The sequence below is a fragment of the Streptomyces sp. NPDC048751 genome, from assembly GCF_043198595.1.
Taxonomy (GTDB): Bacteria; Actinomycetota; Actinomycetes; order Streptomycetales; family Streptomycetaceae; genus Streptomyces.
This window is the reverse complement of sequence record NZ_JBICUX010000001.1, coordinates 869,786-895,537: the sequence shown is the minus strand read 5'-3', so window position 1 is coordinate 895,537 and position 25,752 is coordinate 869,786. Positions and strand designations below refer to the sequence as shown.

The 25,752-nt window shown below is 67.2% G+C and carries 19 protein-coding genes and 4 pseudogenes; 2 read left to right on the top strand and 21 right to left on the bottom strand.

Annotated features, from left to right (window positions below):
- Positions 1-13 precede the first annotated feature (13 nt).
- The gene (locus ACGFNV_RS03965; protein WP_393619143.1) at positions 14-940 is read left to right on the top strand and encodes an MBL fold metallo-hydrolase; all 927 of its coding nucleotides are present in this window, start codon (positions 14-16) and stop codon (positions 938-940) included.
- Between the two features lie 177 nt (positions 941-1,117).
- Here ACGFNV_RS03965 and ACGFNV_RS03960 read toward each other — a convergent pair.
- The 10 genes and pseudogenes from ACGFNV_RS03960 to ACGFNV_RS03915 form a co-directional block, all read right to left on the bottom strand.
- Positions 1,118-1,548: pseudogene (locus ACGFNV_RS03960) on the bottom strand (transposase); the annotation flags it as partial.
- 428 nt (positions 1,549-1,976) lie between these two features.
- Positions 1,977-3,314 carry an FG-GAP repeat domain-containing protein gene (locus ACGFNV_RS03955; RefSeq protein WP_393619141.1) on the bottom strand — a complete coding sequence of 446 codons (1,338 nt, stop codon included), beginning with the start codon at positions 3,312-3,314 and terminating at the stop codon, positions 1,977-1,979.
- Between the two features lie 472 nt (positions 3,315-3,786).
- Positions 3,787-4,125: a tyrosine-type recombinase/integrase gene (locus ACGFNV_RS03950; RefSeq protein ID WP_393619139.1), complete on the bottom strand. Its 339-nt coding sequence runs from the start codon at positions 4,123-4,125 to the stop codon at positions 3,787-3,789.
- Between the two features lie 421 nt (positions 4,126-4,546).
- Positions 4,547-4,612: pseudogene (locus tag ACGFNV_RS03945) on the bottom strand (hypothetical protein); the annotation flags it as partial.
- Positions 4,613-5,353: 741 nt separating this feature from the next.
- Entirely contained in the window at positions 5,354-6,346 is a 993-nt protein-coding gene (locus ACGFNV_RS03940) for an aldo/keto reductase (protein ID WP_393619137.1), read from the bottom strand.
- A gap of 686 nt (positions 6,347-7,032) precedes the next feature.
- Positions 7,033-8,301, bottom strand: coding sequence for a hypothetical protein (locus ACGFNV_RS03935; RefSeq protein ID WP_393619135.1), 1,269 nt, complete (start codon positions 8,299-8,301; stop codon positions 7,033-7,035).
- A gap of 184 nt (positions 8,302-8,485) precedes the next feature.
- Positions 8,486-9,646: a CU044_5270 family protein gene (locus ACGFNV_RS03930; protein WP_393619134.1), complete on the bottom strand. Its 1,161-nt coding sequence runs from the start codon at positions 9,644-9,646 to the stop codon at positions 8,486-8,488.
- A gap of 38 nt (positions 9,647-9,684) precedes the next feature.
- Positions 9,685-10,245 (bottom strand): RNA polymerase sigma factor, encoded by a 561-nt coding sequence (locus tag ACGFNV_RS03925; protein ID WP_393619133.1) that lies wholly within the window; start codon positions 10,243-10,245, stop codon positions 9,685-9,687.
- A 146-nt stretch (positions 10,246-10,391) separates the two neighbouring features.
- Positions 10,392-10,556, bottom strand: a pseudogene (locus ACGFNV_RS03920) (6-chlorohydroxyquinol-1,2-dioxygenase); the annotation flags it as partial.
- Positions 10,556-10,867, bottom strand: a pseudogene (locus tag ACGFNV_RS03915) (MFS transporter); the annotation flags it as partial. The pseudogenes ACGFNV_RS03915 and ACGFNV_RS03920, both read right to left, overlap by 1 nt.
- A 238-nt stretch (positions 10,868-11,105) precedes the next feature.
- Here ACGFNV_RS03915 and ACGFNV_RS03910 point away from each other — a divergent pair.
- A complete protein-coding gene (locus ACGFNV_RS03910) occupies positions 11,106-11,891 on the top strand; it encodes a DUF1963 domain-containing protein (protein ID WP_393619131.1) in 786 nt (261 codons plus the stop codon).
- A 137-nt stretch (positions 11,892-12,028) separates the two neighbouring features.
- Here the strand turns inward: ACGFNV_RS03910 and ACGFNV_RS03905 are convergent, their stop codons facing one another.
- The 11 genes from ACGFNV_RS03905 to rfbD form a co-directional block, all read right to left on the bottom strand.
- Positions 12,029-12,250, bottom strand: a complete 222-nt coding sequence (locus ACGFNV_RS03905; RefSeq protein WP_393619130.1) for a hypothetical protein — start codon at positions 12,248-12,250, stop codon at positions 12,029-12,031.
- A 664-nt stretch (positions 12,251-12,914) separates the two neighbouring features.
- The gene (locus ACGFNV_RS03900) at positions 12,915-13,640 is read right to left on the bottom strand and encodes a dienelactone hydrolase family protein (protein ID WP_393619128.1); all 726 of its coding nucleotides are present in this window, start codon (positions 13,638-13,640) and stop codon (positions 12,915-12,917) included.
- A gap of 92 nt (positions 13,641-13,732) precedes the next feature.
- Positions 13,733-14,254, bottom strand: coding sequence for a hypothetical protein (locus tag ACGFNV_RS03895; protein WP_393619126.1), 522 nt, complete (start codon positions 14,252-14,254; stop codon positions 13,733-13,735).
- 654 nt (positions 14,255-14,908) lie between these two features.
- Positions 14,909-15,373, bottom strand: coding sequence for a hypothetical protein (locus ACGFNV_RS03890; protein ID WP_393619124.1), 465 nt, complete (start codon positions 15,371-15,373; stop codon positions 14,909-14,911).
- Positions 15,374-15,717: 344 nt separating this feature from the next.
- Positions 15,718-17,829: a type IIA DNA topoisomerase subunit B gene (locus ACGFNV_RS03885; RefSeq protein ID WP_393619122.1), complete on the bottom strand. Its 2,112-nt coding sequence runs from the start codon at positions 17,827-17,829 to the stop codon at positions 15,718-15,720.
- A 79-nt stretch (positions 17,830-17,908) separates the two neighbouring features.
- Positions 17,909-19,942, bottom strand: coding sequence for a novobiocin-resistant DNA topoisomerase (ATP-hydrolyzing) subunit B (gene gyrB, locus ACGFNV_RS03880; RefSeq protein WP_393619120.1), 2,034 nt, complete (start codon positions 19,940-19,942; stop codon positions 17,909-17,911).
- A gap of 562 nt (positions 19,943-20,504) precedes the next feature.
- Positions 20,505-21,089: a dTDP-4-dehydrorhamnose 3,5-epimerase family protein gene (locus tag ACGFNV_RS03875; protein ID WP_393619118.1), complete on the bottom strand. Its 585-nt coding sequence runs from the start codon at positions 21,087-21,089 to the stop codon at positions 20,505-20,507.
- Complete coding sequence (rfbA, locus tag ACGFNV_RS03870) at positions 21,086-21,976, bottom strand: glucose-1-phosphate thymidylyltransferase RfbA (protein WP_393619116.1); 891 nt, start codon at positions 21,974-21,976, stop codon at positions 21,086-21,088. Before rfbA ends, ACGFNV_RS03875 begins: the two co-directional genes overlap by 4 nt.
- A gap of 58 nt (positions 21,977-22,034) precedes the next feature.
- A complete protein-coding gene (locus tag ACGFNV_RS03865; RefSeq protein ID WP_393620013.1) occupies positions 22,035-23,297 on the bottom strand; it encodes a class I SAM-dependent methyltransferase in 1,263 nt (420 codons plus the stop codon).
- A 316-nt stretch (positions 23,298-23,613) separates the two neighbouring features.
- Positions 23,614-24,624 (bottom strand): dTDP-glucose 4,6-dehydratase, encoded by a 1,011-nt coding sequence (rfbB, locus tag ACGFNV_RS03860; protein ID WP_393619114.1) that lies wholly within the window; start codon positions 24,622-24,624, stop codon positions 23,614-23,616.
- A 33-nt stretch (positions 24,625-24,657) separates the two neighbouring features.
- Positions 24,658-25,524 (bottom strand): dTDP-4-dehydrorhamnose reductase, encoded by an 867-nt coding sequence (rfbD, locus tag ACGFNV_RS03855; protein ID WP_393620011.1) that lies wholly within the window; start codon positions 25,522-25,524, stop codon positions 24,658-24,660.
- Between the last annotated feature and the right edge of the window lie 228 nt (positions 25,525-25,752).

Genomic DNA, 25,752 nt, shown 5'->3' with positions numbered 1-25,752 from the left:
GGACAGAACGATCATGAGCACTGCCCGCCACAACCACCCGGCCACCGACCTGATCGCCGCCCCCTCCTGGACCGTGGGCGACGTCACCGTCCACCGCATCGACGAGGTTCTCCTGCCGCCCGCCACCGGACCGTGGCTGCTGCCCGACGCCACCCCGGACCTCGTCGCCGCGCAGGACTGGCTGCGTCCCCACTTCGCCGACGACGAGGGCACCCTCCGCATCGACAGCCACAGCTTCGCGTTCACCCTCGGCGGCCTGCGCATCCTGGTCGACACCGGCATCGGCAACGGCAAGGAACGGGCCAACCCCGCCTGGCATGGCCTGGATACCGACTACCTGCAGCGCCTGACCGTCGCCGGATTCCCCCCGGACTCGGTCGACCTGGTGATCCTCACCCACCTGCACGCCGACCACGTCGGCTGGAACACACGGGAGGTGGACGGTGATTGGGTGCCCACCTTCCCCCACGCCCGTTACCTGACCTCCCGCACCGAGCGGGAGTTCTGGGCCGGGTACGACATGGACGAGGCACGCGAGCAGATGTTCCGCGACTCCGTGATCCCGGTCGAGGAGGCGGGACTGCTCGACCTCGTCGACGTCCCCGCCGAGGGCATCGACGTCGCCCCCGGCCTGCGCCTGCTCCCCACCCCCGGCCACACCCCCGGCCACGTCGCCGTCGAGCTGACCAGCCACGGCCGGACGGCACTGATCACCGGCGACTGCATCCACCACCCCGTCCAGCTCGCCCACCCCGCCATCGGTTCCTGCGTCGACATCGCCCCACAGCAGTCCGAGACCTCGCGCCGGACACTGCTCGCCTCACTCGCCGACACGGACACCCTCGTCCTGGGCACCCACTTCGCACCGCCCACAGCCGGCCGCGTCGTTTCCCATGAGGGCGGCTACCGACTCTCGCCCGTCCCCGCCAGCTCGCACTGACCCGGCGACGGTCCGGGCGGTGTCCATCAGGGGAGCGTTATCCGCTTGTCGAGTGGCGCGTCTTCGTGGTGCCTCGGCTCGGCCGGGCAGGCGTCGAGCAGGTCGCCGGTGGCTCGACCGTCGTCCGCGCGCATCACCACGCGGTAAGCCATGCCGAATGTCAATACAACAGCCACCAACGAGTGACAGAACCACGGCCAGGCATCTCTTCCTGCCCGGCACCTTCTTCGCAGCATCCCGGCCCGTTGTCGTGGCCGGGACTCCGACGGAGGCATGGATGCTCTGCGTGTCCAGGACCACCAGGCTCGGGTCGGCTAATCGTTTCCGCTTCTCCCGCAGCTGCCAGCGCAGCAGGTCGTGAATGTCCTGGTCGGTGCTCTCGTCGCGCCAGAGGCAGAGTAGTACTTCACCGCTCCGGGCGGGGGCATGTCATGGGGCAGGAACTCCCACTGACAACCCGTGCGGTTCTGGTAGAGGATCGCGTTCACGATCTCCCGCATCGCGTACTTCCCCTGATGCCCGCTGACCGACGGATGCCGGGCCTTCCATGCCGTGATCACGGGTTCGAGGAGCTGCCACTGCTCGTCGCTGAGATCGCTCGGGTACGGGCCCCAACGTCACACCATCGAGCGATGACAAGACCGACAGAACGCCACATCCCGCACTCTCAAAGCGTAATGACGGCGGCCGGTAGCTCGCCTGTCAGGATGACGTCCTTCGGCAGGGCCAGGCCGTAGTGGTCCTGGACGATCCCGAGCGAGGTCCGGTAAGCCGCGTCCCGCTCCAAGTCGTGGACGCCCGCCGCATCGAGAGCGCGTCGGATCTCGTCCGGCTCGTCCCCGAACGCCAGTGATCTGGAAGTTCCGCTCGGGAGCCCGGTGGCGGGAGATGCCGGACCGGTGCGGCACCTGGTCCACCGTGCAGTGGCGGGACGCCGGAGTCGTCGAGGCTCCGCTGGAGGGCGTGATCGCCGAGGCGGCCGAGCGGCACCCGTTACGGGGCCCGGAACTACGTGCCCGGGACAGCAAGCATGCGCCTACGAACCTTGATCCTTGCTGGGGGCGACCGGGAAGGATGCCTCGTCGCGGCCCGTTCCGTCGGTGATCCACCACCTGTCCTCGCCGAGAAGGGTCAGTTCCGCGCGGCCGTCGCCGTCCCAGTCCTGGACGGCGAAGAGCGTGCCGTCGGGGCCGTCGTCACCCGGCACGGACCGCTTGGTGGAGCGCCAGGGCTTCGATCCGAGCCCGTGCTCGGAGCCGCCCCGCAGCACCTCGATCCGCGCGTCCCCCGCCTCCTTCTTCTTGGTGAGCTGTACGGCCAAGTCGTCGCAGCCATCGCCGTTGAAGTCCCCGACGGCAAGCCTGGCGCCGAAGCCCTCCTTGAAGTCGCCGCCGTCCATGGTGACCCACTTCCCCGGCTCCTTCCCGTAGCGGACGCTGACCTGGCCACGCCGGTGGGGTGTGTCGACCTCGTCGTAGCTGTCGACGAAGCTCCGACCAATGGCGATGTCCTGGCGCCCGTCGCCGTCGAAGTCGCCGAAGACGATGTTCTCGCCCTCCGGCAGCCGCTCGGGTTCCTTGCTCAGGCCGTCGGCGGTACGGGCGCCGCCTGTGAACAGCAGGGGCGGATCCCACGGAGAGTTGTAGAGCGCGAGATCGGTGGCGCGGTCGTCGTTCGCGTCCCCGGCGACCAGCACGGGTGACGCGCCCTCGTGGACCGGGCTGGGGATCTCCACGGTCCTGACCGGGGCGCCGGAGCGCTTGAACGGTCCCTTGAGGACAACCAGTTCCCGAGCCTCGTTCGAGTCCCTGAACACCGCGAGGTCGGTGTGGCTGTCCCCGTCGAAGTCGCCGGCGACCGGCGCGGTGCTGTATCCGCTGCCCGGTAGTGGCACACGCCCGTGCGCTCCGCCGACCCGCGGGCCCTTGGGGCCTCCCCACAGGACCTGGGCGGCGCCGCTCACGACGAGGTCGGCGTGGCCGTCCTCATCCAGGTCGGCGACCGTGGGCTGCAACGGGTCGTCACCCGTCTGAACGTCGTGCGGCACACCGAGGTCGTCGTGGGCGAAGACGGTCGTGTGGTCGGGGTCAGGACCGTGCTCGGAACCGGGCACGACGAACAGGTCGAAGTTCTCCGTCTCGGAGATCTCGTGCACCAGATCGACGAAGCCGTCCCCGTCGAGGTCGGGGGTCGCGGGCGTGGCCTCGCGCGCCGAATCGACGGCCCGGCAGGGGCTGTTGGGGACCACACGCGCGCCGCCGGACGGTCGAAGGACGAGGAATGCCAGCACCGCCACCACTACGAGGGAGGCCGCCACGGCGTGCCACATGCGCATGTAGCGGAAGAACGGACCGCCTGCTGTCGGAAAGTGCATCAGCCCACTGCACGGGCGTGGACGCGGCCCGCACAAGGAAGCAGATCATTTCGTTACGTGGGTGATGCACGACGGTCCTGCCATCGCCCGGGGTACCGGGTGCGGTCGCGGCGCTCAGCCGGCACGTCGACTTCAGCACGCGACCGCTGTTCGAAGAGTACAGGCGGAGCGGAGGGAGAGACACGCCAGGCGACGGTCTCCCCCGGTGAGCCGCCAGGGCGCCGACGTGAGCCTGACTCCCACCCCGGCGCCTGCCCCGCCTCCGCCGCCAGCCGCCACCGTATGACGGGTGCCGGCGGCGACGCCGGGCGATATCGGCTCCACCGACCTCCCCCAGCAACCGAGGCGTCGGCCCGTGCCCGCCGCCCGGCCTGATCGGCTCTTGCGGCGCGGCCATCTCCATGCCGAGTCCCTCTTCCGGCGCGCGACCGACCGCGACGGCACGTCCGCCCCGACAGGCTTCGCTACGGCCTCAGACCGCCTCCCAGAGGCCGGCGTCCAGGATGCGGGCCGCCCTGGCGACGCTCCCCGGCATCAGGTGCCGGTAGGTGCGATACGTCTCCTCGATCGACTTGTGGCCCATCCATTCCGCCACGTCGGTGATCGGTATCCCATTCCCGAGTGCGTTCGAGGCAAAGTAGTGCCGGAAGCCGTACATGCCGACACCGCCCTCCGCGGGCAGGTCCCTGAAGAGCCTCCGCACACGACGGCGCTCCATCGGCTCCGTGTAGTAGCCGCTCGGACCGCGCAGCAGATAGCCCTCCTTCGTGGTGCCATGCTTCTCCTCGTACCGCTCCATCTCTTCCCGCACCGAGCGTGGCAGAGGAACCTCCCGGAACTCCCCCGCCTTGCTTGGAGTGGATCTGCTCGTGCACCCGGTAGGCATCGTCGGCCACGACATTGTTGATGTTCACCGCCCGGGCTTCCCCGTTCCGCAAGCCGCAGCCCACCATCATGACGATCTCAAGCGCGAGATCTTCGTCAGCGGCTGTCAGGGCCTTCTTCACGTAGGCGAGGGATGGGATGACCACCTTTTCGCGGACGTATTCCGGTTCCTGGACGCCCTTCACAGGGTCGTCCGCCATAGCGCCCTTGCCATACGCGTCCCGGAGGATCGCCTTGAGGACGCGGAAGATGTTCACCTGGTTTCCGCGCCCCACCCCGTCCGTCTCCAACTCGTCCAGGAAGCGCTCGACCACGATGGGCGTAACCGAGTTCAGTTTCCGCGACCCGAGACGAGGGATGATGTGCACGTTGATGGAGCTGTCCACGTGCCACCCCGTCGAATACTCCGTCATCTTGCGCTGACGAGGCCGCCACCGCTTCGCGTATTCCACGATCGTCTGCTGTCCGAGTTCGCGGCGCACCTCGGCGACGGATGGTGCCGTTGTCTTCTTCTCCGCGTAGGTCTGCGTGAGACGCTCGATCGCATCGTCCTGCGTGTCGTAGCCGGCTTCTTCACGTTGCTTGCCGAGAGCGTCCCGGAACCGGATCGTGTACGGGTGCGGGCAACGGGTCGGCCTGGCACAACCGCACTCCTTGAAGAACGACCCCATCCCACGGGCGAGCTGTCGAGCCACGCATCAAGCCTTCCGAGCAGGGCGATGGGTGGCGCAGGAGGCCCTGCCGTAGGTGCAGGTCAGCAAGCCGGACACCGCCCGGCCCGATGCTGACCTTTTGCTGACCTGGAGGCCGCAATCAGGGTCGCTCCCTGCCCGCTTTGTGCAGGTCAAGGGCTGTTCTCTCACCTTACAGCGGCCCGCCACCAACGCGCTTCCGACGCCCCTTGCAGGCTTTGTGCTGACCGCTTGCTGACTTGGCTGACGCTTCGCCAGCCACGTACGGAAGGCTCTTCATGAGCCTTACATCTCACCTTCGGCCAACAAACGGGACCAGACTATAGATCCGTCTACCGGAGGCACATCGAGATCTGTGTCACGTCAGCGTCGAGGCAGAGGACTCGGTCTGCAGTCGAGCGTCATGGCACGCGACGTCCACGTCGGCGAGCAGACCAGGCAGGCCCTCGGACTGGCCCGCTTTCAGCGGCCGAACCGTGACTGCAACTGCTCAGGGAGACGTTCGCCCTGGATCCGGAAGTTGGCCACGGCCTCTTCGATCCGATGTAGGTCGCCGGTTGTCAGCTCGACGTCGAGTGCGCCCAGGTTCTCTTCTAGGCGGTGCAGCTTGGTGGTGCCGGGGATCGGCACGAACCACGGCTTCTGCGCCAGCACCCAGGCGAGAGCGATCTGGGCCGGCGTGGCTCCTTTGTCATCGGCAATCCGCTGCAGCAGGTCGACCAGCACCTGGTTGGCTCGCCGTGCTTCAGGGCTGAAACGCGGAAGCAGGCGACGGAGGTCGTTGTCGGCCAGCGACGTGCTGGAATCGATCTTGCCGGTCAAAAATCCTTTGCCGAGCGGGCTGTAGGGCACCAGGCCGATGCCCAGTTCCTCCAAGGTCGGAATGATTTCGGTTTCGTGCTCGCGCATCCAGAGCGAGTACTCACTTTGCATTGCCGTTACTGGCTGCACGGCGTGGGCGCGACGAATCGTCGCGGCACCGGCCTCGGACAAGCCGAAGTGCTTTACCTTGCCTTCGGTGATCAGCTCCTTGACCGTGCCGGCCACGTCTTCGATGGGCACGTTGGGGTCGACGCGGTGTTGGTAGAGCAGGTCGATGCATTCGGTTTGAAGACGCTTGAGCGATGCCTCGGTCACCCGGCGGATCTGCTCGGGTCTGCTGTCGACCCCGGACATCGGGGTCGGCCCGTGCTCGCCGTGCTTGATTCCAAACTTGGTGGCGATCACCACCTGGTCGCGGACCGGTGCCAGCGCCTGACCGACCAGGTCCTCATTGGTAAACGGGCCGTAGACTTCGGCAGTGTCGAAGAAAGTCACGCCGTGGTCAACGGCCGCCCGCAGCAGCTTCGTCATCTCGGCTGTGTCTTGTGGCTGACCGTAGAAGAAACTCATGCCCATGCAGCCGAGCCCGAGAGCCGAGACTTCGAGGTCTCGCCCTAGTTTGCGCTTTTGCATTAGAGATACTCCTGAGATATCGATCGTCTGACTCCCGCTTATTTCGTGTTTAGCCGGGAGCCGGTATAGAAGGTAGGCAGCCTTCCGGGACGTCGGCGAGACCCTAGTGATACAGGCGTGCCCTCAACGCTATGGCCTTGGAGTGCACTCCAAGCAAGCGGGTGTGGCCGGTGTCTGGGCTGCGGGGATGGATGTGAAGGTAGAAATCGTTCGTGAAGCGGACCCTGAGCTGGTCGAAGCCTTAGGCCAGCACCGGGGCTTAGAAACAGGTCCTGAGCTTGTCTTTTTGACCTCGGCGTGAGACGAGACGGGCGAGTGCCGCCGTGGGCCAGCAGAGCCGTTCGAGAAGAGGGCTGGTGACTACGAACCAGTGGACGCTGACGCTGCCCCGCTTTTTTTCTGAGGATGGCCACTGGGACAAGGACGGGCGCGTGTCCGTGACCGTCATGGCCTGCTCGGTGCCCAGGTGGCGGAGTCGCCGAAGGCGAACTCGCCGCCGTGCTTGGGCGGTCGACCGCCGTTCGTGCGCTCAGTGGTCCGAGAACCGACAGACGACCCCGCGAACCAACAACCCCAGGCCGTCCAACCTGGGCCTGTGGCCCACACAGTCCAGTGCGGGCCACAGGCGGTCATTGCGGTGAGGAACGAGGACCGGGTTCCAGCACGCCTTCCGGCTGATCTGCCTGTCAGTCGATCCCGCGCGAGACCACCAGACCGCACGCGCCCGACGACGCGCTCTCGCAGGCGGTGTCTCCCGCGGCCAGTACGGCGCGGGTGCCGGGAACACCGTCGATACCGAGGATCGAACTGCCCGCGCTGGTCGTGATGTCCTCGGGAAGCTGCTCGTCGGTCCAGGAGGCGCCGTCCCATCGGGAGAGCACCGCATGGCTGCTGCCCACTGGCCAGCCCGCGACCCACACCTTTCCTGAGCCGTCCACGCCCGCGGCGTTCACCTCGTCGACGCCGGGCAGGGGGACCGGCCGCCAGGTGCGGCCGTCCCATCGTGTGGCGAGCAGTCCGCGGGGCACCCCGGGGTCGTTGGTCTTGCCGAACACCTGGACCGTTCCGCGCTTCGTCGTCACGATGTGGTTGGCCACCCAGCCGACGTCGTACTTCTTGGGCACGGGGATGGTGGCCACCGTCCAACGCCTGCCGTCGAAGTGGTAAAGCAGGGGCATCGCGGTGCCGTTGGTGTCGGCCTGGGCGGTGACCCACACGTCGTCGGGGCCGGTGCCCGTGATGCTCCAGGGCTGTAGCGGGGCGCCGTTCGGTGCCGGAGGAAGAGTCGTCCGCTGCCACGTGCGGCCGTCCCAGTGCTCGAGCTGCGCGGCGTTCGCGTTCGTCGCCGGGTTCCAGTCCGCGGTGGTCAGCCACACGGAGTCCCGGCCGAACGAGGTGAGGTCGCCGACGAAGCGGAGCCAGCCCTCGGCGGGTGCCGGACGCGGTACCCGATTCCACCGGGTGCCGTCCCAGTGCTGGAGCACGATCGGGCTGGCCGCCGTGGGAGGCGCGGCGGCGCCACCGCGGAAGCGGTTCGCCGGGGAGCCGGGCAGCCGTTCCGCGAGGCGGTCCGGTGTCCGGGCCGCGGACGCGGAGCCGATCTCCACGTCGGTGTACGTCCCGGCGGCCCAGGCGTCGTCGGGGCCCGAGGCGGTCACCGCGTCGAACTGCGTGGGTCTGCCTTCGGTCGCCGCGGGCCGGACATCGTTCCAGCGGCTGCCGTCCCAGTGCTTGACCAGCGGGGTGGTGGAGAGGGAGTCGTCCACCTTCCTGCCGACCGCCCAGGCATCGGTCCTGGTCCTCGCGTCGATGTCGAAGAAGTCACCCGACTGCGCCTCGGAGAGCGGTAGCGCGACCTTCCAGGGCGTCTGCTTGGGGGCCTTCGTCGCGGGCAGCGCCTGGGCGGCCCACGGTGTGGTGAGGGTGAGGGCACAGGCCGCGACTGCGGTGGCCACGCGGGCGCCGCGTGAGGTGGACCGTCATACGGGGGTTCTCATCAACTCGTGCCTTTCGGAGGTGGGTATCCGTGACAGACCCGCCGGTCTCCCTCCCGCGTCCCGGGCCGCCGAGGCGGCGAGAGGGGTGGATCTTCGGCGAGGGGCGGGTGGTCCGGCGGTGCCGATCCCGCGGGGGAGAAAATCAGTGCCGGGCGTTCTCCGGCACGGTGATCTGCCGCTGCGCCCATTCCATCCGCGTGGTCGCCGAGTAGGACACGGCCGTGCCGGCGTCCAGCCCCGCCTGCCGCGCGGTGGCCGACGGTTCGGCCAGGACGGTGAGTTCGGCGAGCAGAGCGCCGGTGGACGGGTTCACGACCAGCCGCTGCTCCACGCTCCCCAACGGGGTCTTCGCGTTGTCGGGGAGCGTGATGCCGATGCCCCTGCGGCCCAGCGGGTCGGTGGCGGAGTCCTGGACGCGGATGCCCGGCAGGTCGGCGAGCAGGCGGTACGCGGCGGCCCGGGTGCCGGGCTTCACCGGCATGGTGATGAGATTGCCCGCCTGGCGCAGCATCCAGGCAGTACTGCCGCCGCTGGTCTCCGAGCCGCCGTCCCGCTCGTACAGCCGCTCCAAGTGTCGACGCAACCGTGCGCTGTCGGTGGGCAGTTTCCGCAGATCCTGGTAGGAGACGTTGTCCGGGCCGACGGCGTAGATCTTGTTGTCGCTGTCCGTGCGCATGACCATGGGCCGCCCGGGTCCGATCGTGAGCGCGACCCTCATCCGGCCGTCAGTGTCTGCCGGGCTCTCCACTTGTCGCGGTGAACCGGCTGCCCGCCAGCGTTCCTCGTCCGCCGCGGTGCGGGGCCGGGTCTCGGCGTCCAGGCCGGTGACCATCAGGCTCCGGGTTCCCGGGCGCACACCCACCGACCACTCCGAGGTCGCGGTGCTCCGCACGGCGAAGCGCCGCCCCGGCTCGCCGACGATGTCCACGTTCTCCGACCGCGTCGTCACCCGCCAGTACGTTCCTTCGGCAGCCGAAGCCTCCGCCGCCTGCGCCACCCCCAGCAGTTCCATACGGCCGGCCGGCGCCGTCGCGGTGGCGGACGGCGGGCGTGTGCCCGCCCGCGCACTTGTGGTTCCGTGCGAATCCTGCTGGACGAGAGTACCCACCACGACCGCGGATGCCACGGCGGCCGCGACGGCTCCAAGTGGCAGGAGCCGGGGACGCAGCCGCGTCAGGGGACGTCCGGTGGACCTCTCCTGCGCTGCGGCCATGATGCGCGTCAGGTCCTCGTGCTGCCGCCGGGAGCCCGCCAGCAGGGACGGGTCCAGCTCGGCGGGCCGGGCGTTTGCCAGCGTCCTCATGACGTCATGACGCTGCGCGGACGATGGGCGGGTCTTCCTCATGTGAGTGCTCCTTCGCGGTCAGTGCGGCCGTCAGTGCGCCGCGCTGCCGGTGCGGCTGGTACGGACACGTTCTCCGCGGCCCGTTCCAGACGACGACGGGCCCGGTGCAGCCGGACGGTCAGGGTCGCAGTGGGGCAGCCCAGAACACGTGCGGCCTGCTTGGGAGTCAGCCCGTGCCAGGCGATCAAGGTCAGCAGTTCCCGGTCGGCGTGGGACAGGCTCGCCAGGGCCTGGAGCGCTGCCTCGCGATCGCTCACGCCCATGGCCACGTCCTGCGTCTCGGTCAGGGCGCCGCGGCTGATGCGCTGTGCCTCCTGTGCGGCGAGGGCGTATTGGCGGCTGTCCCGGCGACGCAGCTCCCGCACCAGGTTGCGAGCCACTCCCAGGAGCCAGGGCAGCGCGGGCTGCGGAACGTCCCGCATCCGCCGCCAGGCAACGGTGAAGGTCTCGCTGGTGATGTCCTCACCGACCTGTCGTCCCACCTGGCTCGTGGCGTAGGCGAGTACGCGCGGATAGCACTCCTCGTAGACGTCCCGGAAACGTTCGGCTTGGGTCACGCGCCGTCTCCTCGTATCGGCTCTGTCACCGAGAAATGTGCGTGACAGCCGAGTTATTACAGGCCGACCAGAAATCCGTGACGACGGCCTCCACGACGGCTCGGCTCAGCAGGGCGTTCAGCCGGTCGCACGGTGGCGGGCATGTGCGGCCGGTTCGGGTGCTGGCCTGGGCAAACGGCCGAAGGGTGGCCGACGGGGCCGACGGGGCCGTCGGTGGGGATCGGGTAGTGGGAGGGGACGACGGTGCGGAACCAGTAGCGGCCTTGCTCGTCCGTTCGGAAGAGGCCGCGCCCGTTGCCCTGTGGCTGCAGGAGGTGCAGCAGGTCAGGATGGCGGCCTCGGTGACTCCGACCAGGGAGCGGCTGGCGATGATGCCGGGCAGCGGGGTGGTGCCGAACACCGCGTACAGCACGGTCGCGACCACGAGCAGGCGCTTGCGTCCGAGCCGGGCCACGATGACGCTCGCGAAGGGTGCCAGCAGCGCCAGCGAGAGGGCCGGTGCGGTGAGGGCCAGCGCGACCAGCGCCTCGACGCCGGGCACGGTGGCGAAGTGGCGCTGCATCCTCGGCAGCACCGGGGCGATGAGGAGAGCGCCCATGACCAGCAGGCAACTGCCGGCCATCCCCCAGGCTGGCCCACCAACCGCTGATCAGAAATACCGCTCCCGGACAGCCGCCCTGGACAAGTTGGGCATGCGCTGGTGACCCTGCTGGCACTCCCCCGGACCTTCTCACCCCAGCGCGCTTTTTTCGCCGCCGCAGCGATTCGGCCGAAGTCACGTCCTCATGAGTGGTAACTGCGCTTTTCGAGGCGGGAACTGAGGGTCAGTCGGTGTCGGTGGGTCTTGGCATGATCGCGGCATGACTCCTTCGATCGTGGAAGAGCTCGTTCTCCGGACGGCCGCGAGGCATGGCGTTCCCGGGCCGGTCGCACAGGAGCTGCTCGCCGGCTCCCGACCGTGCCTCCACCTGGTCCCTTTCGAGGGCCTGACGCTCGTCCAGCAGGAAGAGGCCCGTCCTGCCGCGCGCACGGGAGGCCTCCCCTCCCTGCCGGACGGCGTCGACTGGCCCGATGGGCGCAAACCTCTAGTGCTGACCATCGATTGCGCGGCGCTCCCTCGTGAAGCCCTGGACATCGAGCTGCCGTCCGACGGGAGCCTGTTGTTCTTCACCCAGATCGAGTACGAGCCGGAGTCGTCGGTGGTGCTCCACGTTCCCGCCGGCGTGCGGACCACGGAACGCTCGGCGACGTATGAGCTCGACGGGGAGCCGGAGCAGGTCAGGGTCTACCAGCCGGATGTTCTGTATCCGGTGCCTGGACTGACCGTCTCACCCGATTGGCGCGACGCCCCGGCGACCAGCGCGTTCCTGGACAGCGGCGCGGACCGGGACGACATCCTGGACGATTTCGAGGACGCCGTGCGGAGAGCGTCAGCGGGCGGCGCCTCACACGGAGTCGCCGTCCAACTGGGCGGTTTCTCCAACCCTTGGCAGTCAGCTCCGGACGAGGGCGATCTCGTCCTCCTCGCGCAGATACACGGTCAGTCGATCGACCCCAACGTCTACACCCAGACCCTGATCGTCGGCACCCACGAGGACATCGCAGGGCGCCGGTACGAAGCCTTGGAGTTCGAGCAGCAGGTCTGAACAGCCACCGGTTTCCTGACCGCGGCTCTGGCTCCTTTTCTTCCGTGGGGCCCGGTTTTGGCGTTCGACACGGACCGGCAGAGGGCAGCGTGCGGGGTCATGTGGAATGGGCGTGTGCAGGGCGGGGTCGTTCAGGCTCAGGCTGGGCTGGGCTGGCCCAGGATTTTGGTGCAGCGCTGGACGGTATCGATGCTCAAGCCGAACATCTCGCTGATGCGCTTGGCGTCGCCGCCGGCGAGGGCCTCTTGCAGTAGACGGTCGGTGCGCAGGTCGCGGGTGTTGAGGTTCGGGCCCGGACGCCGCGGCCAGGACGATGACGCGGCCGTCGACGGTGAGGCGATCGCCGTCGATGTCGGCAAGCCGCAACAGGCGCAGCTGTTGTGAGCGCAGGCCGTGGAAGGCGGTGAGTCGGCACCGCCCGACGGCGTGCGCGATACCGTCACGTTCGGGGGTGGGCGGGCCCGAGATACGTGCCGCGGGCGTCGCAGATGCCGATCTCGTGGTCGTGGTGCGGCATGTAGCACACGGTTCCGGATGAGCTCGCGAAACGCCCGTCGCTCCGCGGTCAGCCCGCCCCCTTTGCGTGCGGGCATCCGGTGGAACACGGCCGCGCCGAGTCCGGTCCGAAGTCGGACAAATTTTTCCAGGCCAGCGGCCAGTAACGCGCAAAATGCACAAAACCGACCGGAGAGGGAGCGCCGGGCGGGTTGTATGCGTTTGTGTCCGGAAGCCCGAGAGTCAAGTAGACGAGGCTTCGAGCGGTGATTGCTCACGCGCGGACAAGAAGTTGGGCACGAAACGGTTCCACAAAGACGCCGATGAACACCCGCGGCCCCTGGCGATTGACGCCGCCGCCCTGGCGTGTTGGGGGTGATGGCGATGACTTGGTCAGGGGGCGGGAACGGAACGCGTCAGAAACCTGCCGTGGTGACCGGTAAGCACCGGCGGTGGGTGGTCGAGCTTGGTAAGTGGTGACGGTCGACCCGCTTGGTTTGCGGTCCGGCATCGCGGTTGCCGACCAGATCACTCCGTTATGGGCAGGCACTCGGCGAGCAGGTCGACGACGTCACGCCAAGCTCGCTGCGCGTGCTGCGGGTGGTAGCCGACACCGGGGCGCACGGTGTGGTCGACCGGTGGGTGATGGAAGGCGTGCAAGGCGCCACCGTAGACCACGAGGCGCCAGTCAACGCCCGCAGCTTGCAACTCGGCGGTGAATGCGTCCCGTTGCGCGGGCGGCATGATCGGGTCTTCCGACCCGACCCCGGCCCACACCGGGCAGTGAATGCGCGCGGTCTCGCCTCGTCGGCCCGTGGTCAGTGCGTTGACTGTCCCGATCGCGCGCAGGTTGACGCCGTCGCGCCCGAGTTCCAGCGCGATTGCGCCTCCGGTGCCGTAACCGATGGCGGCGATCCGGTTGGGGTCGGTCCGTGGCTCGGCGCGGAGCACATCGAGCGCCGCGTGGCCGATGCCTCGCATCCGGTCGGGGTTGGCGAGCAACGGCATGCAACGGGCCAGCATCTCCTCGGGGTCGCCCAAATAGCATCCGCCGTGGAGGTCGAAGGCCAGCGCCACGTATCCCAGCTCAGCGAGCGCATCGGCCCGGTGGCGCTCGACGTCGCTGAGACCCATCCCCTCGGGCCCGACCAGTACCGCGGGCCGGCGGTCGACACCGGCCGGGAGCGCGAAGTGCCCGATCATCGTCAGGCCGTCGGCCGCGTATTCGATCGTGCGCGTTGTAACCGTCGTCATGGGCCTGGACTGTAGTGATCGTCGAGCCCGATCGGGCCGGTGTTCTGCCGCTGGCAGAAGGCAAGTCTCTGGCGTATTCCGAAACACCCCCGTCAGCGGTTCAGCTGATCCATCAAGTCCCGGTTCCCGGCGCGTGCGGCGGCGAGTTCCTCGCCGCGCTCGGTGAGTTCGGAGCGGAGGTCGAGGATCCGCTGCTCCAGCTCGCCGATCCGGCGGGTGAGTGTTTCGACGTCGGCGGGGGCACCGAGTCCGGAGGCTTCCCGGACGGTTTGTCCGAGTACTTTGGACAGGCGTTGTTCGACCCGGGTGATGTGTGCGGAGAGACGGCCGTTACGAGCCGTGAGGTTCGCGATGTCGGCCAGCAGCGACTGGTGGCTGACCTGGGGCCCGGCGGCAGCGCCGGGCCGCGGTTCGGCTGCGCGGGCCAGGACGGCCGCGTTCAGGTCGCCGTGGCGGTGAATCAGGCTGCGGTGGACGCCGGCCGCGCGGGCGACTGAGACGGTGACCTCCTGACCGTTGGCGGCGAGCTGGTTGAGGGCGTTGAAGACTCGGGCCCGACGGCGTTCGGAGTCCGCGGCCCGTGCTTTGGCCAGGTGGTCCGGTGACGCGGTCATGCGTCGCGGTCCAGCCGCAGGTTCGGCTCGGGTGCCCTGACACCGGGCATTCCGAGGGAGACGGTTCGGGTCTTCCGCAGGGTGCGGGTGCCCTCCTTGATCTGTTCGCGCTCGTCGTCCGTGAGCCTTTCGAGGTCGGTTCTGGCGAGCCACGCATCAAGCCTTCCGAGCAGGGCGATGGGCGGCGCAGGAGGCCCTGCCGTAGGTGCAGGTCAGCAAGCCGGACACCGCCCGGCCCGATGCTGACCTTTTGCTGACCTGGAGGCCGCAATCAGGGCTCTGACTTGCGGAAACACCCAAACGCTAGATCTTGGACTTGAAGAGAGTACGCAGCACTTTGGACTCCTGGAAGACGGCTCCCTGCCTGCTTTGTGCAGGTCAAGGGCGGTCCTCACCGTACACGGGCACGTGTCGAAGTCGACGATTGTGAGGAACATCGCTTGCCTCTGGCGAGAAGGCTCCATGCCTGGGCTTCTGCGCGAACCAGGCTGTTGCGACTCGTCGGCCAAGCACCTGTTCGGACGCCCTCTCGGCGTGCGAGGATTGATGCTGATCAGATGCCGACTTATACCTGACGACGCGTCAGAAACATGAGGAGCATAGGACGAGCCACTTCCCGGGAACACCTGGTATTGAGCGAATCCGGGTACCGCTTCAATCATTGCCGTCGTCGCCGGCAACAAGACCAAAGGGTGCAAGCGGTGCCTGAACGCCCACGTCCTCAGCCGGTCCCGGGTGCACCAGCCCCGAACCGGCGAGCGCGGGCGAGGCCACGGTCCTGCGCCGCCCGCCCGGTGAGCATGACGTTTCCGTTCGGGCGGATGCGCAGTTGGTGCAGCGGATCCGGGACGAGACGCAGGACTCGGCTCCCGAGGCCGCCCGTTCGCATTCCTTGGCGGTGAGGGTCACCGTGTCCTGCTCGGGTCCATAGGTCGTATTCAGCTCGTAGAACCGATTGAGCGCGTCCACGGCATCGGCGCCCACCCCGTGCTGGTGCCGTACACCGCGCAGCCACTCCGGTTGCTGCTCCGTGGCCAGAACCTTGCGCAGGAAATCCAGAGCCACCTTCTCCTGGCGGTCGACGTTGGGTGCAGGGGGGACCAGACGCGGTGTGGGCACGGCCGGTGCGTAGGCGGGCGAGGTGAGGCGGGCCCTGACGGATGCACCTCCGCCAGCCCCGGGCACACCACCAGCGGATGGCAACGCCTGGGTGGTCCGGCGGATGCCAGTGACGCGGAGAGCCGCCGGTCGACGTGCGCCTTCCGCGCCGAGCAGTACAGCCCCTCCCGCCACCGGATCCAGGCGGTCAGGTCCGGCATCGAGGGCACGTCAACACCATGCCCTCCCCGACCGCCAACCGCGTTCCCAACGCATCTGGACCTGCAGGGCATCCCCGGCCGCGCTCTTGGCGGTTCCTCGGCGGATGAACCCCGAGCTTCTCAAGATCCACGACAGAGTCAAGCTCAGATGTCGATCCTGGACCGGTCCAGCGTGGCAGCGGAGCTGGTGATGAACTCCCTGCGGGGAGCCACGTCGTTGCCCATCAGCAGGTCGAAGACGCCTTCCGCGGCATCCAGGTCGGAGAGGTTGATGCGGCGCAGGGTGCGGTGGCGCGGGTCCATCGTGGTCTCGGCCAGCTGGTCGGCGTCCATCTCACCCAGCCCCTTGTAGCGCTGGATCGAGTCCTTGTACCGGATGCCCTCGCTCTGGAACTCCATCAGCGTGTCACGCAGCCCGCGATCGGAGTACGTGTAGACGTACTTGTCCTGGCCCTTCTTTGGCTGGACGAGCTCGATGCGGTGCAGCGGCGGCACGGCGGCGAACACCCGGCCGGCCTCGACCATGGGCCGCATGTAGCGCTGGAAGAGCGTCAGCAGCAGACAGCGGATGTGGGATCCGTCCACGTCCGCGTCGGTCATCATGATGATCTTGCCGTAGCGGGCCGCGTCGAGGTCGAAGGTCCGGCCCGAACCCGCCCCTATGACCTGGATGATCGCGCCGCACTCGGCATTCTTCAGCATGTCGCTCACGGACGACTTCTGGACGTTGAGGATCTTGCCCCGGATCGGCAGCAGTGCCTGGAACTCGGAGTTCCGGGCGAGCTTGGCCGTACCGAGCGCGGAGTCGCCCTCGACGATGAACAGCTCGCTGCGGTCGACGTCGTCGCTGCGGCAGTCGGCGAGTTTGGCGGGGAGCGAGGAGGACTCCAGGGCGGTCTTCCGGCGCTGGGCGTCCTTGTGCTGGCGGGCCGCGATGCGCGTACGGGCGGCGGCGACCGCCTTCTCCATGACCACCCGGGCCTGGGCGGCGGCGTCGCGCTTGGTGGAGGTCAGGAACGCCTTGAGCTCCTTGCTGACCACGTTGTTCACGATGCGGCGGGCCGCCGAGGTGCCGAGGACCTCCTTGGTCTGGCCCTCGAACTGCGGTTCGGCGAGGCGGACCGTGACGACCGCCGTGAGCCCCTCCAGGGCGTCGTCCTTGGCGATGTCGCCCTCGGCGACGCGCAGCAGCTTCTTGGCGCGCAGCACCTCGTTGAACGTCTTGACGACGGCCTGCTCGAAGCCGGCGACCTGGGTGCCGCCCTTGGGGGTGGCGATGATGTTGACGAATGACCTGAGCGTGGTGTCGTATCCGGTGCCCCAGCGCAGCGCGACGTCCACGCCGAGCTCGCGGGTGACCTCCGTGGGCGTCATCTGGCCGTGTTCGTCCAGGACCGGGACCGTCTCCTTGAAGGCGCCCTGTCCGCTGAAACGGAGGATGTCGCAGACCGGCCTGTCGTTCGCCAGGTACTCGCAGAACTCGCTGATGCCGCCGTCGAAGCGGAAGGACTCCTCACCTTTGCTGCCGCCCTCACCGAGGCCGTACTCGTCGCGGACGACGATGGTCAGCCCGGGGACCAGGAATGCGGTCTGGCGGGCACGCTGGTGCAGGTTCTCCAGGGAGAGCTTGGCGTCCTTGAGGAAAATCTGGCGGTCGGCCCAGTAGCGCACGCGCGTGCCGGTCCGTGACTTGGGGATTGTGGTGGTCCGGTGCAGTCCCTGGGCGGGGGTGAAGGGGGCATCGGGTCCAGGGCCGGTGTAGGTGCCGGGTGTGCCGCGGCGGAAGCTGATGGCGTGAGTGCGGCCGTGGCGGTCGACCTCGATGTCCAGCCGGGCGGACAGCGCGTTGACCACGGAGGCGCCGACGCCGTGCAGGCCACCGGAGGCGGTGTAGGAGCCGCCGCCGAATTTTCCACCGGCGTGGAGTTTGGTGTAGGCGATCTCGACTCCGGACAGGCCGGTGCGGAGTTCGGTGTCCACGGGGATGCCGCGGCCGTTGTCGGTGACTTCCACGGAGCCGTCGTCGTGGAGGATGACCTCGATGTGGTCGCAGGCGCCGGCCAGGGCCTCGTCCACGGAGTTGTCGATGATCTCCCACAGGCAGTGCATCAGACCGCGGCTGTCGCTGGATCCGATGTACATGCCCGGGCGCTTGCGCACGGCTTCGAGCCCTTCGAGCACCATCAGGTGCCGTGCGGTGTAGTCGGAGCCGTCCTGGGGGCGGCTGCCGACGGCCGGGGCGGGGAATGTACTCACGCAGTGCTCTCCTGAGTAACAGAGGTAGCGGTGGGGCTTTGGGTCACGCGTCCGAGAGGGGCGGGAGCAGTGCCCAGGGTCAGATGTCCAGGAAGCGGACGTCCTTGGCGTTGCGCTGGATGAAGTGGCGGCGGGCTTCCACGTCCTCGCCCATCAGGACGGAGAAGAGGTCGTCGGCGAAAGCCGCGTCATCGACGGTGACCTGTCCCAGGACCCGGTGGTCGGGGTCCATGGTGGTGACGCGCAGTTCCTCGGCGTTCATCTCGCCCAGACCCTTGAAGCGCTGGATGGAGTCGTCCCTGATCCGGCGGCCGTCCCGTCGGCCCCGTTCCAGGAGCGTGTTGCGTTCGCGGTCGGAGTAGGCGTATTCGACGTGGTCCCGACTCCACTTGATCTTGTACAGCGGCGGGCGGGAGAGGTGGACGTGCCCCTCCTCGACCAGTGGCCGCATGAAGCGGAACAGGAAGGTCAGCAGCAGGGTGCTGATGTGCTGGCCGTCGACGTCCGCGTCCGCCATCAAAATGATCTTGTGGTAGCGGAGCTTGGCGATGTCGAAGTCCTCGTGCACACCCGTGCCGAACGCTGAGATCAGCGCCTGGATCTCCTGGTTCTGCAGAATTTTGTCGATCCGCGCCTTCTCGACGTTGAGAATCTTGCCGCGGATCGGGAGGATCGCCTGGTACTGCGGGTTGCGGCCGGCTTTGGCAGAGCCGCCGGCGGAGTCTCCTTCGACGATGAAGATCTCCGACGTCGCCGGGTCGTTCGACTGGCAGTCGGACAACTTGCCCGGCAGCGCCGCCGTTTCCAGCAGGCCCTTGCGGCGGGTCAGGTCGCGCGCCTTGCGGGCCGCGACCCGGGCCGTGGCGGCCTGGACGGCCTTGCGCACGATGTCCGCGGCCTCGTTCGGGTTGCGGTCGAGCCAGTCGGTCAGATGCTCGTGGACGATCTTCTGAACGAAGGTGCGCACCTCGGTGTTGCCGAGTTTAGTCTTGGTCTGACCCTCGAACTGCGGTTCGCCGAGCTTGACCGAGATGATCGCGGTCAGGCCCTCGCGGATGTCCTCGCCGGAGAGGTTCGCGTCCTTTTCCCGCAGCAGCCTCTTCTCCCGCGCGTAGCGGTTGACCACAGTGGTCAGGGCCGTGCGGAAGCCCTCCTCGTGGGTGCCGCCCTCATGGGTGTGGATCGCGTTGGCGTAGGAGTACACGCTGTCGGTGTACTGGCCGTTCCACTGCAGGGCGATCTCGGCCGACAACAGCCGTTCCGTGTCCTTGGCGGCGATGGTGATGACCGAGGGATGGGCCGGCTCGCCCTTGCGGGCATTGAGGTGGGCGACGAAGTCGGTGATGCCGCCGTCGTAGCGGTAGGAGACCGTCTTCGCTGCCGGGTCCGAGTCGGCTTCGTCGGCCGCGGCCGTCGCGCGCGCGGAGGACCGTTCGTCGGTGAGGGTCAGGGTGAGCCCACGATTGAGGAAGGCCATTTCCTGGAAACGCCTGGCCAGCGTCTCGAAGGAGTATTCAGTGGTCTCGAAGATGTCGCCGTCCGCCCAGAACGTCAGCGAGGTGCCCGTCCGGGAGGTGGCCTCGTGGCGGGCCAGTGGGGCAGTGGGAGCGCCGTCCCTGTAGTCCTGCGTCCACCGGTGGCCGTCGGTCCAGATCTCCGCCGACAGCCGGGTCGACAGGGCGTTGACCACCGACAGACCCACACCGTGCAGACCGCCGGAGACTGCGTACCCGCCGCCCCCGAACTTGCCGCCCGCGTGCAGCACGGTCAGCACCACCTCGACGGCCGGCCGCTTCTCCACCGGGTGCATCCCCACCGGGATGCCGCGGCCGTTGTCGACCACCCGCACCCCGCCGTCGGCCAGGACCGTCACGTCGATCCGGTCGGCCACCCCCGCGAGTGCCTCGTCCACGGAGTTGTCCACGAGCTCCTGCACCAGGTGATGGAGCCCCCGCTCTCCCGTGGAGCCGATGTACATCCCGGGCCGCTTGCGTACGGCGTCCAGGCCGTCCAGAACAGTGATCGCGTTGGCGTCGTACGACGCCGTCCCCACATGGCCTGGCTGCTGGGATCCGCAGGTGTCGGTGGCGGTGCGAGTGTCGTAAGTAGTCACAGACGCTCTCTTTCGGGCATAGCAGACCCCGCTCCCGCACCAGGGTGCGGGAGCGGCCGGACAACTGGGGGAGACACGGCACGGCAGCCCGAACAGGGCCCCAAGGCACACGGATCTCGGGACGTCGCCGACCGTGACGCTGCCGAGCGTACCGGAATCGCCCCTCGCCGACGGGATGAGAGCACCCCTGTACGCCGCTGTGCGACTCCCGCGCCACCTAAGCCAATCCCCTCTGCCTTGACCCACCGAAAATGCGACAGGGAGCCACTCAGGGGGTTTCTTGGTGCCTTGCCGCGTAGCGCCCCGGGCACTATTTCCGGCGTAACCCTCCGCGGTCGCCAGTCGCGCTGCGTCAGGCCGCCGGCCCGACCTCCCACTGAACCCAGGTTGTCGAGGGGCGGGATGGTGCCGGGTTGCCGGCTCGGCGCTCGGGCCGTGTGTCGGGGATGGCGAGGACGCGTGCCGCCTTCTGGACATCCGTGTCGGACACCATCGTCCCCATGACCGGCTGCCGCGGCGTGCCGGCCCTTGGGTCGGCACGCCGCGGACCGTCATTGACTCGTCAACGCGTGAGCGCCTGACAGGCCGCATAGCTGGGCAACAGGCCCCGATCCCGGGCTTCGGCGAGCAGGAGCGCGCCCTGGTCACGGGCGGAGAGCAGCGGGGTGCCGGCGGGCCAGTTGATGGCCAATTCGGGATCGAGCGGGTGCACGCCATGCTCGGATGCCGGGGTGTAGGTCTGCGAAGACAGATAACACAGCGTGGCCTCGTCCGAGATGGCGCAGAAGCCGTGCCCGATGCCTTCCGAGAGGTAGACGGCCTTACGGCTGGCATCGTCGAGTCGGGTGCCTTCCCAGCGCCCGTACGTCGGCGAGCCGACCCGCAGGTCCACCACCACATCGAACACCGCGCCGCGCACACACGTCACGTACTTGGCCTGCCCCGGCGGCACATCGGCGAAGTGGATGCCGCGCACCACGCCGCGAACGGATACCGACAGATTGGCCTGGGCCAGCCGCAGTGGGCGGCCGACCTCTGCGGCGAACTGGTCGACGCGGTACCAGTCCAGGAAGACCCCGCGCGGATCGGCGTGCTGCTTGGGGGTGATCTCCCAGGCACCCTCCATGCCGAGCGGGCGAAGTTTCACGACGACTTCAACTCCGGCAACTCCTGATCGGCGAGCAGGTCGAGGAGATACCGGCCGTAGCCGCTCTTGAGCAGCGGGCGGCTGAGTTCCCGCAACTGGTCGTTCCCGATGAGGCCGCAGCGCCAGGCGACCTCTTCCACGCAGCCGATCTTGAGGCCCTGCCGTTCTTCCACCACACGCACGTACTCCGATGCCTGGACCAAGGAGGTGAACGTTCCCGTGTCCAGCCAGGCGGTACCCCGGTCGAGCGCGGTAACCCGCAGCTGGCCCCACTTCAGATAGGTTTCGTTGACCGCGGTGATCTCCAGTTCGCCACGCTGACTGGGCATCAGGCCGCGAGCGACCTCCAACACCCGGTTGTCGTAGAAGTACAACCCCGGCACGGCGTACCGCGACTTGGGATTGGCCGGCTTCTCCTCTATGGAGACGGCCGTACCGGCCTCGTCGAACTCCACTACGGCGTAGGCCCTGGGGTCGGCTACGACGTAGGCGAAGATCCGTCCCCCGGCGGGATCGCTGTACTGACGCAGCCGAGTTCCCAGGCCCGCGCCATGGAAGATGTTGTCCCCGAGGACCAAGGCCACCGACTGGTCGCCGATGAACTCGGCACCCAGGACAAACGCCTGCGCGATACCCTCGGGCTTCTCTTGGACGGCGTACTCAAGACACAGGCCCAGTTGCGAGCCGTCGCCGAGGAGGTGACGGAACTGGCGCTGGTCCTCGGGGCGCGTGATCACCAGTATCTCCCGTATGCCGGCCATCATCAGCGTGGTCAGCGGGTAGTAGATCATCGGCTTGTCGAAGACCGGTATCAACTGCTTGGAAACAGCCCGGGTGACCGGCCACAGCCTGGAGCCGGTACCGCCCGCAAGAAGGATTCCCCTCAACCAGCCACCTCATCAGCAACCTGACAACGCCTGATCATCGTTGGTGCAGCCCTCGATGTCACCACGCCGACTCCGCCGATATCACACGCGGTTCGGGTATGGGAACAATGAAACGGCCGCCCTCTTCCAGAAACGACTTCTCCTTGCTGATGATCTCCGGCGCGTAGTTCCAGGCCAACAGCAGGTAGTAGTCCGGTACATGGTGGCTTGCTTGTTCCGGCGACCAGATCGGAACTCTGGAGCCCGGTAGGATTTTTCCCTGCTTCAGAGCTGTTGTGTCGCTACAGAACCGGATCTCCTGATGCCCCAGCCCGCATGCGGCCAGCAGCGCGCTGCCTTTGGTTGGTGCGCCGTATCCAGCCACTGTCTTTCCCTCTGCCACCAAGCTGCGCACCATTTCCCGGATCTGTGCGCGCACCCGTTCCGTACGCTCGGCGAATTTCTGGTATGTACTCTCCTCTGCAATGCCCTGGCTTCGTTCTTCCGCGAGCATCTCGGCAACGGCGGGCCGCACCTCATAGCCGGCGGTGGCCGGGGCGGCGAAGACCACGATCGAGCCGCCGTGCACATCGGCTGTATGTACGTCCACGACGCGAAGCCCGTGCGACTCGAACAGCCTGCACAGCGCGCCGAGCGAAAAGTAGGAAAGATGTTCGTGAAAGATGGTGTCGAACTGATTGTTTGCGAGCAGTTCCACCAGATAGGGAACTTCCACGAAGAACAGGCCATCAGGCGCCAGCAGGGCAGAGACTCCGTTGAGGACTTCGTGGATGTTGTTGATGTGGGCGAAACACTGGCGACCGAACACCAGTCGCGCCGGACCATGTCCAATCGCGATCTCCTGGCCGACTTCGGTGGTGAAGCCGGCAGGAATCGTCTTGACGCCGCGGTCATTGGCGATGTCGGCGAGATTGCGCGCGGGATCAACGCCAACCACCCGCATGCCGGCCTGCTGGAACAGCTCCAGGTGAGCACCGGTGTTACTGCCGAACTCCACGACGAGATCTCTGTCGGTCAGGCCGACCCACCGGATACACAGTTCGACGAGCTGCCGCATGTGCTGGATGATCGAGCCTGTGTCCGAGGCGACGTAACGGTAGTGCCCGAAAAGGACATCTGGTTCGATGACATGTCGCAGTGTCATCAGCCAGCATTTCCGGCACACGCCGACATCCAGCGGGAACAGAGTCTCATCCTTTGGGTCATCTTCCGTGCCGAGCAGGTTTCCGGCCAATGGTGTCGATCCGAACGAGACCACATCAAGCCAATCGTTGTGCCCGCACACCCGGCACTCGTTGACGGGACGCACAGTGTCCTGCATCTCTTCCTCCCCCTCACGGGAATGTCCGACGAGTTGTGGACGCGGATCGAACCACCGTTCCGCCGGCGGCCGCTGCGGTGCTGGAACGACACCGGTGTCCGGCAACGCCTGCACGAGCAACGGCTCGCCGAGCTCAACGGTGCCGTGGCGTTGGACTGGTCGAGGGCGGTGACGGACGGCTCTCATATCCGGTCCGGGGCCGCCGGAGGCCGCCCCGGCAGCGACCTATGCGCTGCCGCACCGGTTCCGCCGTCTGCGCATCCGCTGGGAGATCAGTGACGACGTCCACGAGGCGTCCCTCCACCCGGCTGCGCCCTCATCTACTGGCGTCGGTTGGTGAACCCGTCGCTTTGTCAGGATTTTTAAGCGGTTCCCACCAACCACGGTGAGTTCGGTACCACTCCACTGTCTCCGCCAGCCCGTCCGCGAACGCGACACGAGGCGAATAACCGAGTTCCGTACGAATTTTGGTGGTGTCCAGCGAATAGCGGAGATCATGACCCAACCTGTCCGGAACATGCCTCACCATGTCCCAGCCGGCACCACAGGCTTCGAGGATGTGTTCGGTCAGTTCGAGGTTGGTCAACTCGGTGCCACCGCCAATGTGGTAAACCTCCCCGGGCCGACCACCGAGGAGCACGCACTGGATGGCGCGACAGTGGTCCGACACGTGCAGCCACTGTCGGCGGTTGTGGCCGTCCCCGTACACCGGAACCTGCTGCCCGTCCAGGAGATTGGTCGTGAACAGCGGGATCAGCTTTTCCGGATACTGGTACGGCCCATAGTTGTTGGTGCATCTGGTGACCACGACGTCGAGCTTCCGGGTCCGGTGCCAGGCCAGCGCCAGCAGGTCTCCCGCCGCCTTGGCTGCCGCGTACGGTGCGTTCGGGGCCACCGGGGATGCCTCGGTCCAGGCACCCTCGGAAATCGATCCATACACCTCGTCGGTCGAGATGTGAACGAACCGTCCTAATCGGTGACGGGAGGCCGCTTCCAGCAGCACCTGCGTACCCAGTGCGTTCGTACGGACAAACGAAGCGGCACCTTCGATCGAGCGATCCACATGTGTCTCAGCAGCGAAGTGCACGATCGCGTCGTGTCCGGCGACCACATCGTCCACCAGATCCCGATCACTGATGTCGCCTCGCACGAACCGGTAATTCTGCAGGTCCGCGATCGGTGCCAGGTTGAGCTCGTTGCCAGAATATGTCAATTTGTCCAGAACGGTGATGTGGGTTCCCGATGAGCCCGGCAGAGTGCCACGCAAGGTAGCCCGGACGAACTCCGAGCCAATGAAGCCGGCACCGCCCGTCACCAGAAGTCGCATCCGCGGAACCTCCTTTCTCTTACTCGAGGAGGATTACCATTCATCGTCAGCCAGAAGGGAAAACGACTGCTCCAGAGCGGCAGACCAATGCCGAATCGGCGTCAGCCCGGCCTCGCGCCAGGCGGCATGCCCCAACACCGTGTACCGGGGACGCAGTTCGCCGCCGGCGACCTGGTCGCTGCACACCGGGCGGATTCGTCCGGGATCCGCACCGAGCAACCGGAAGATCATCCGGGCGAAGTCGTACCACGTGGTCTCGCCTGAGCTTGTCCCGTGGAACACGCCAAACGCACCGTGCCGAACGAGTGCCACGATCTGTTGTGCCAAATCCACAGTCCACGTTGGCTGGCCCCACTGATCGTCTACCACGTCCACCGTCTTGCGCGTCTGCTCCAGCCGGACCATCTTGCGAATGAAGTTCGCGCCATGTCGACCGTACAGCCAGGCGGTTCTTACGATCGTCCCGTCGTCCGGCAGCAACTCGAGCACCGCCTGCTCGCCGGCCAGCTTTGTCCGGCCGTATGCGTTGATCGGACTGGGGGTCGCACTTTCGGCATAGGGTCGGCAACTCGCGCCGTCGAAAACGTAATCGGTGGAGAGATGGACCAACCGTATCGATCGATCGCTGCATATCGTAGCCAGCTCCCTTACCCCTCTTCCGTTGATAAGAAGGGCCTCCGCTTCACTGGCCTCCGCTTCATTAAATCGCGTCCATGCTGCGCAATTGACGATCGCCGTCGGTTGATATTTGGAGACAACGGCTCGGACCGAAGAGCGGTCAGTGATGTCGAGATCCTGTCGAGTGGCAGCCAACACTGGTTCGTTCAGCGCCTCCAAAACCCCCACCAAATCCCTCCCGAGCATTCCTCCCGCACCAGTAACTAACCACCGATTCACCATACGAGCTTCCAGCCCCGCCGCCATAGTTGTCAAGGCGAATGAGTCGGTAGGTGGTTATTGAGTGGTCGTTGTCCGGCCAGTGGACTGGTTGATACAGACCGCTTGAGGAAATTTCGGTACTCCAGGACGATGTGCGATTCTCTGCGCCAAGATCAAGTGGGTAAGATCAGATATTCAAACGGGGCCGCCGGTCGGCTCGGCGGCCGCGAACGCTTCCCGCGCTGTCGG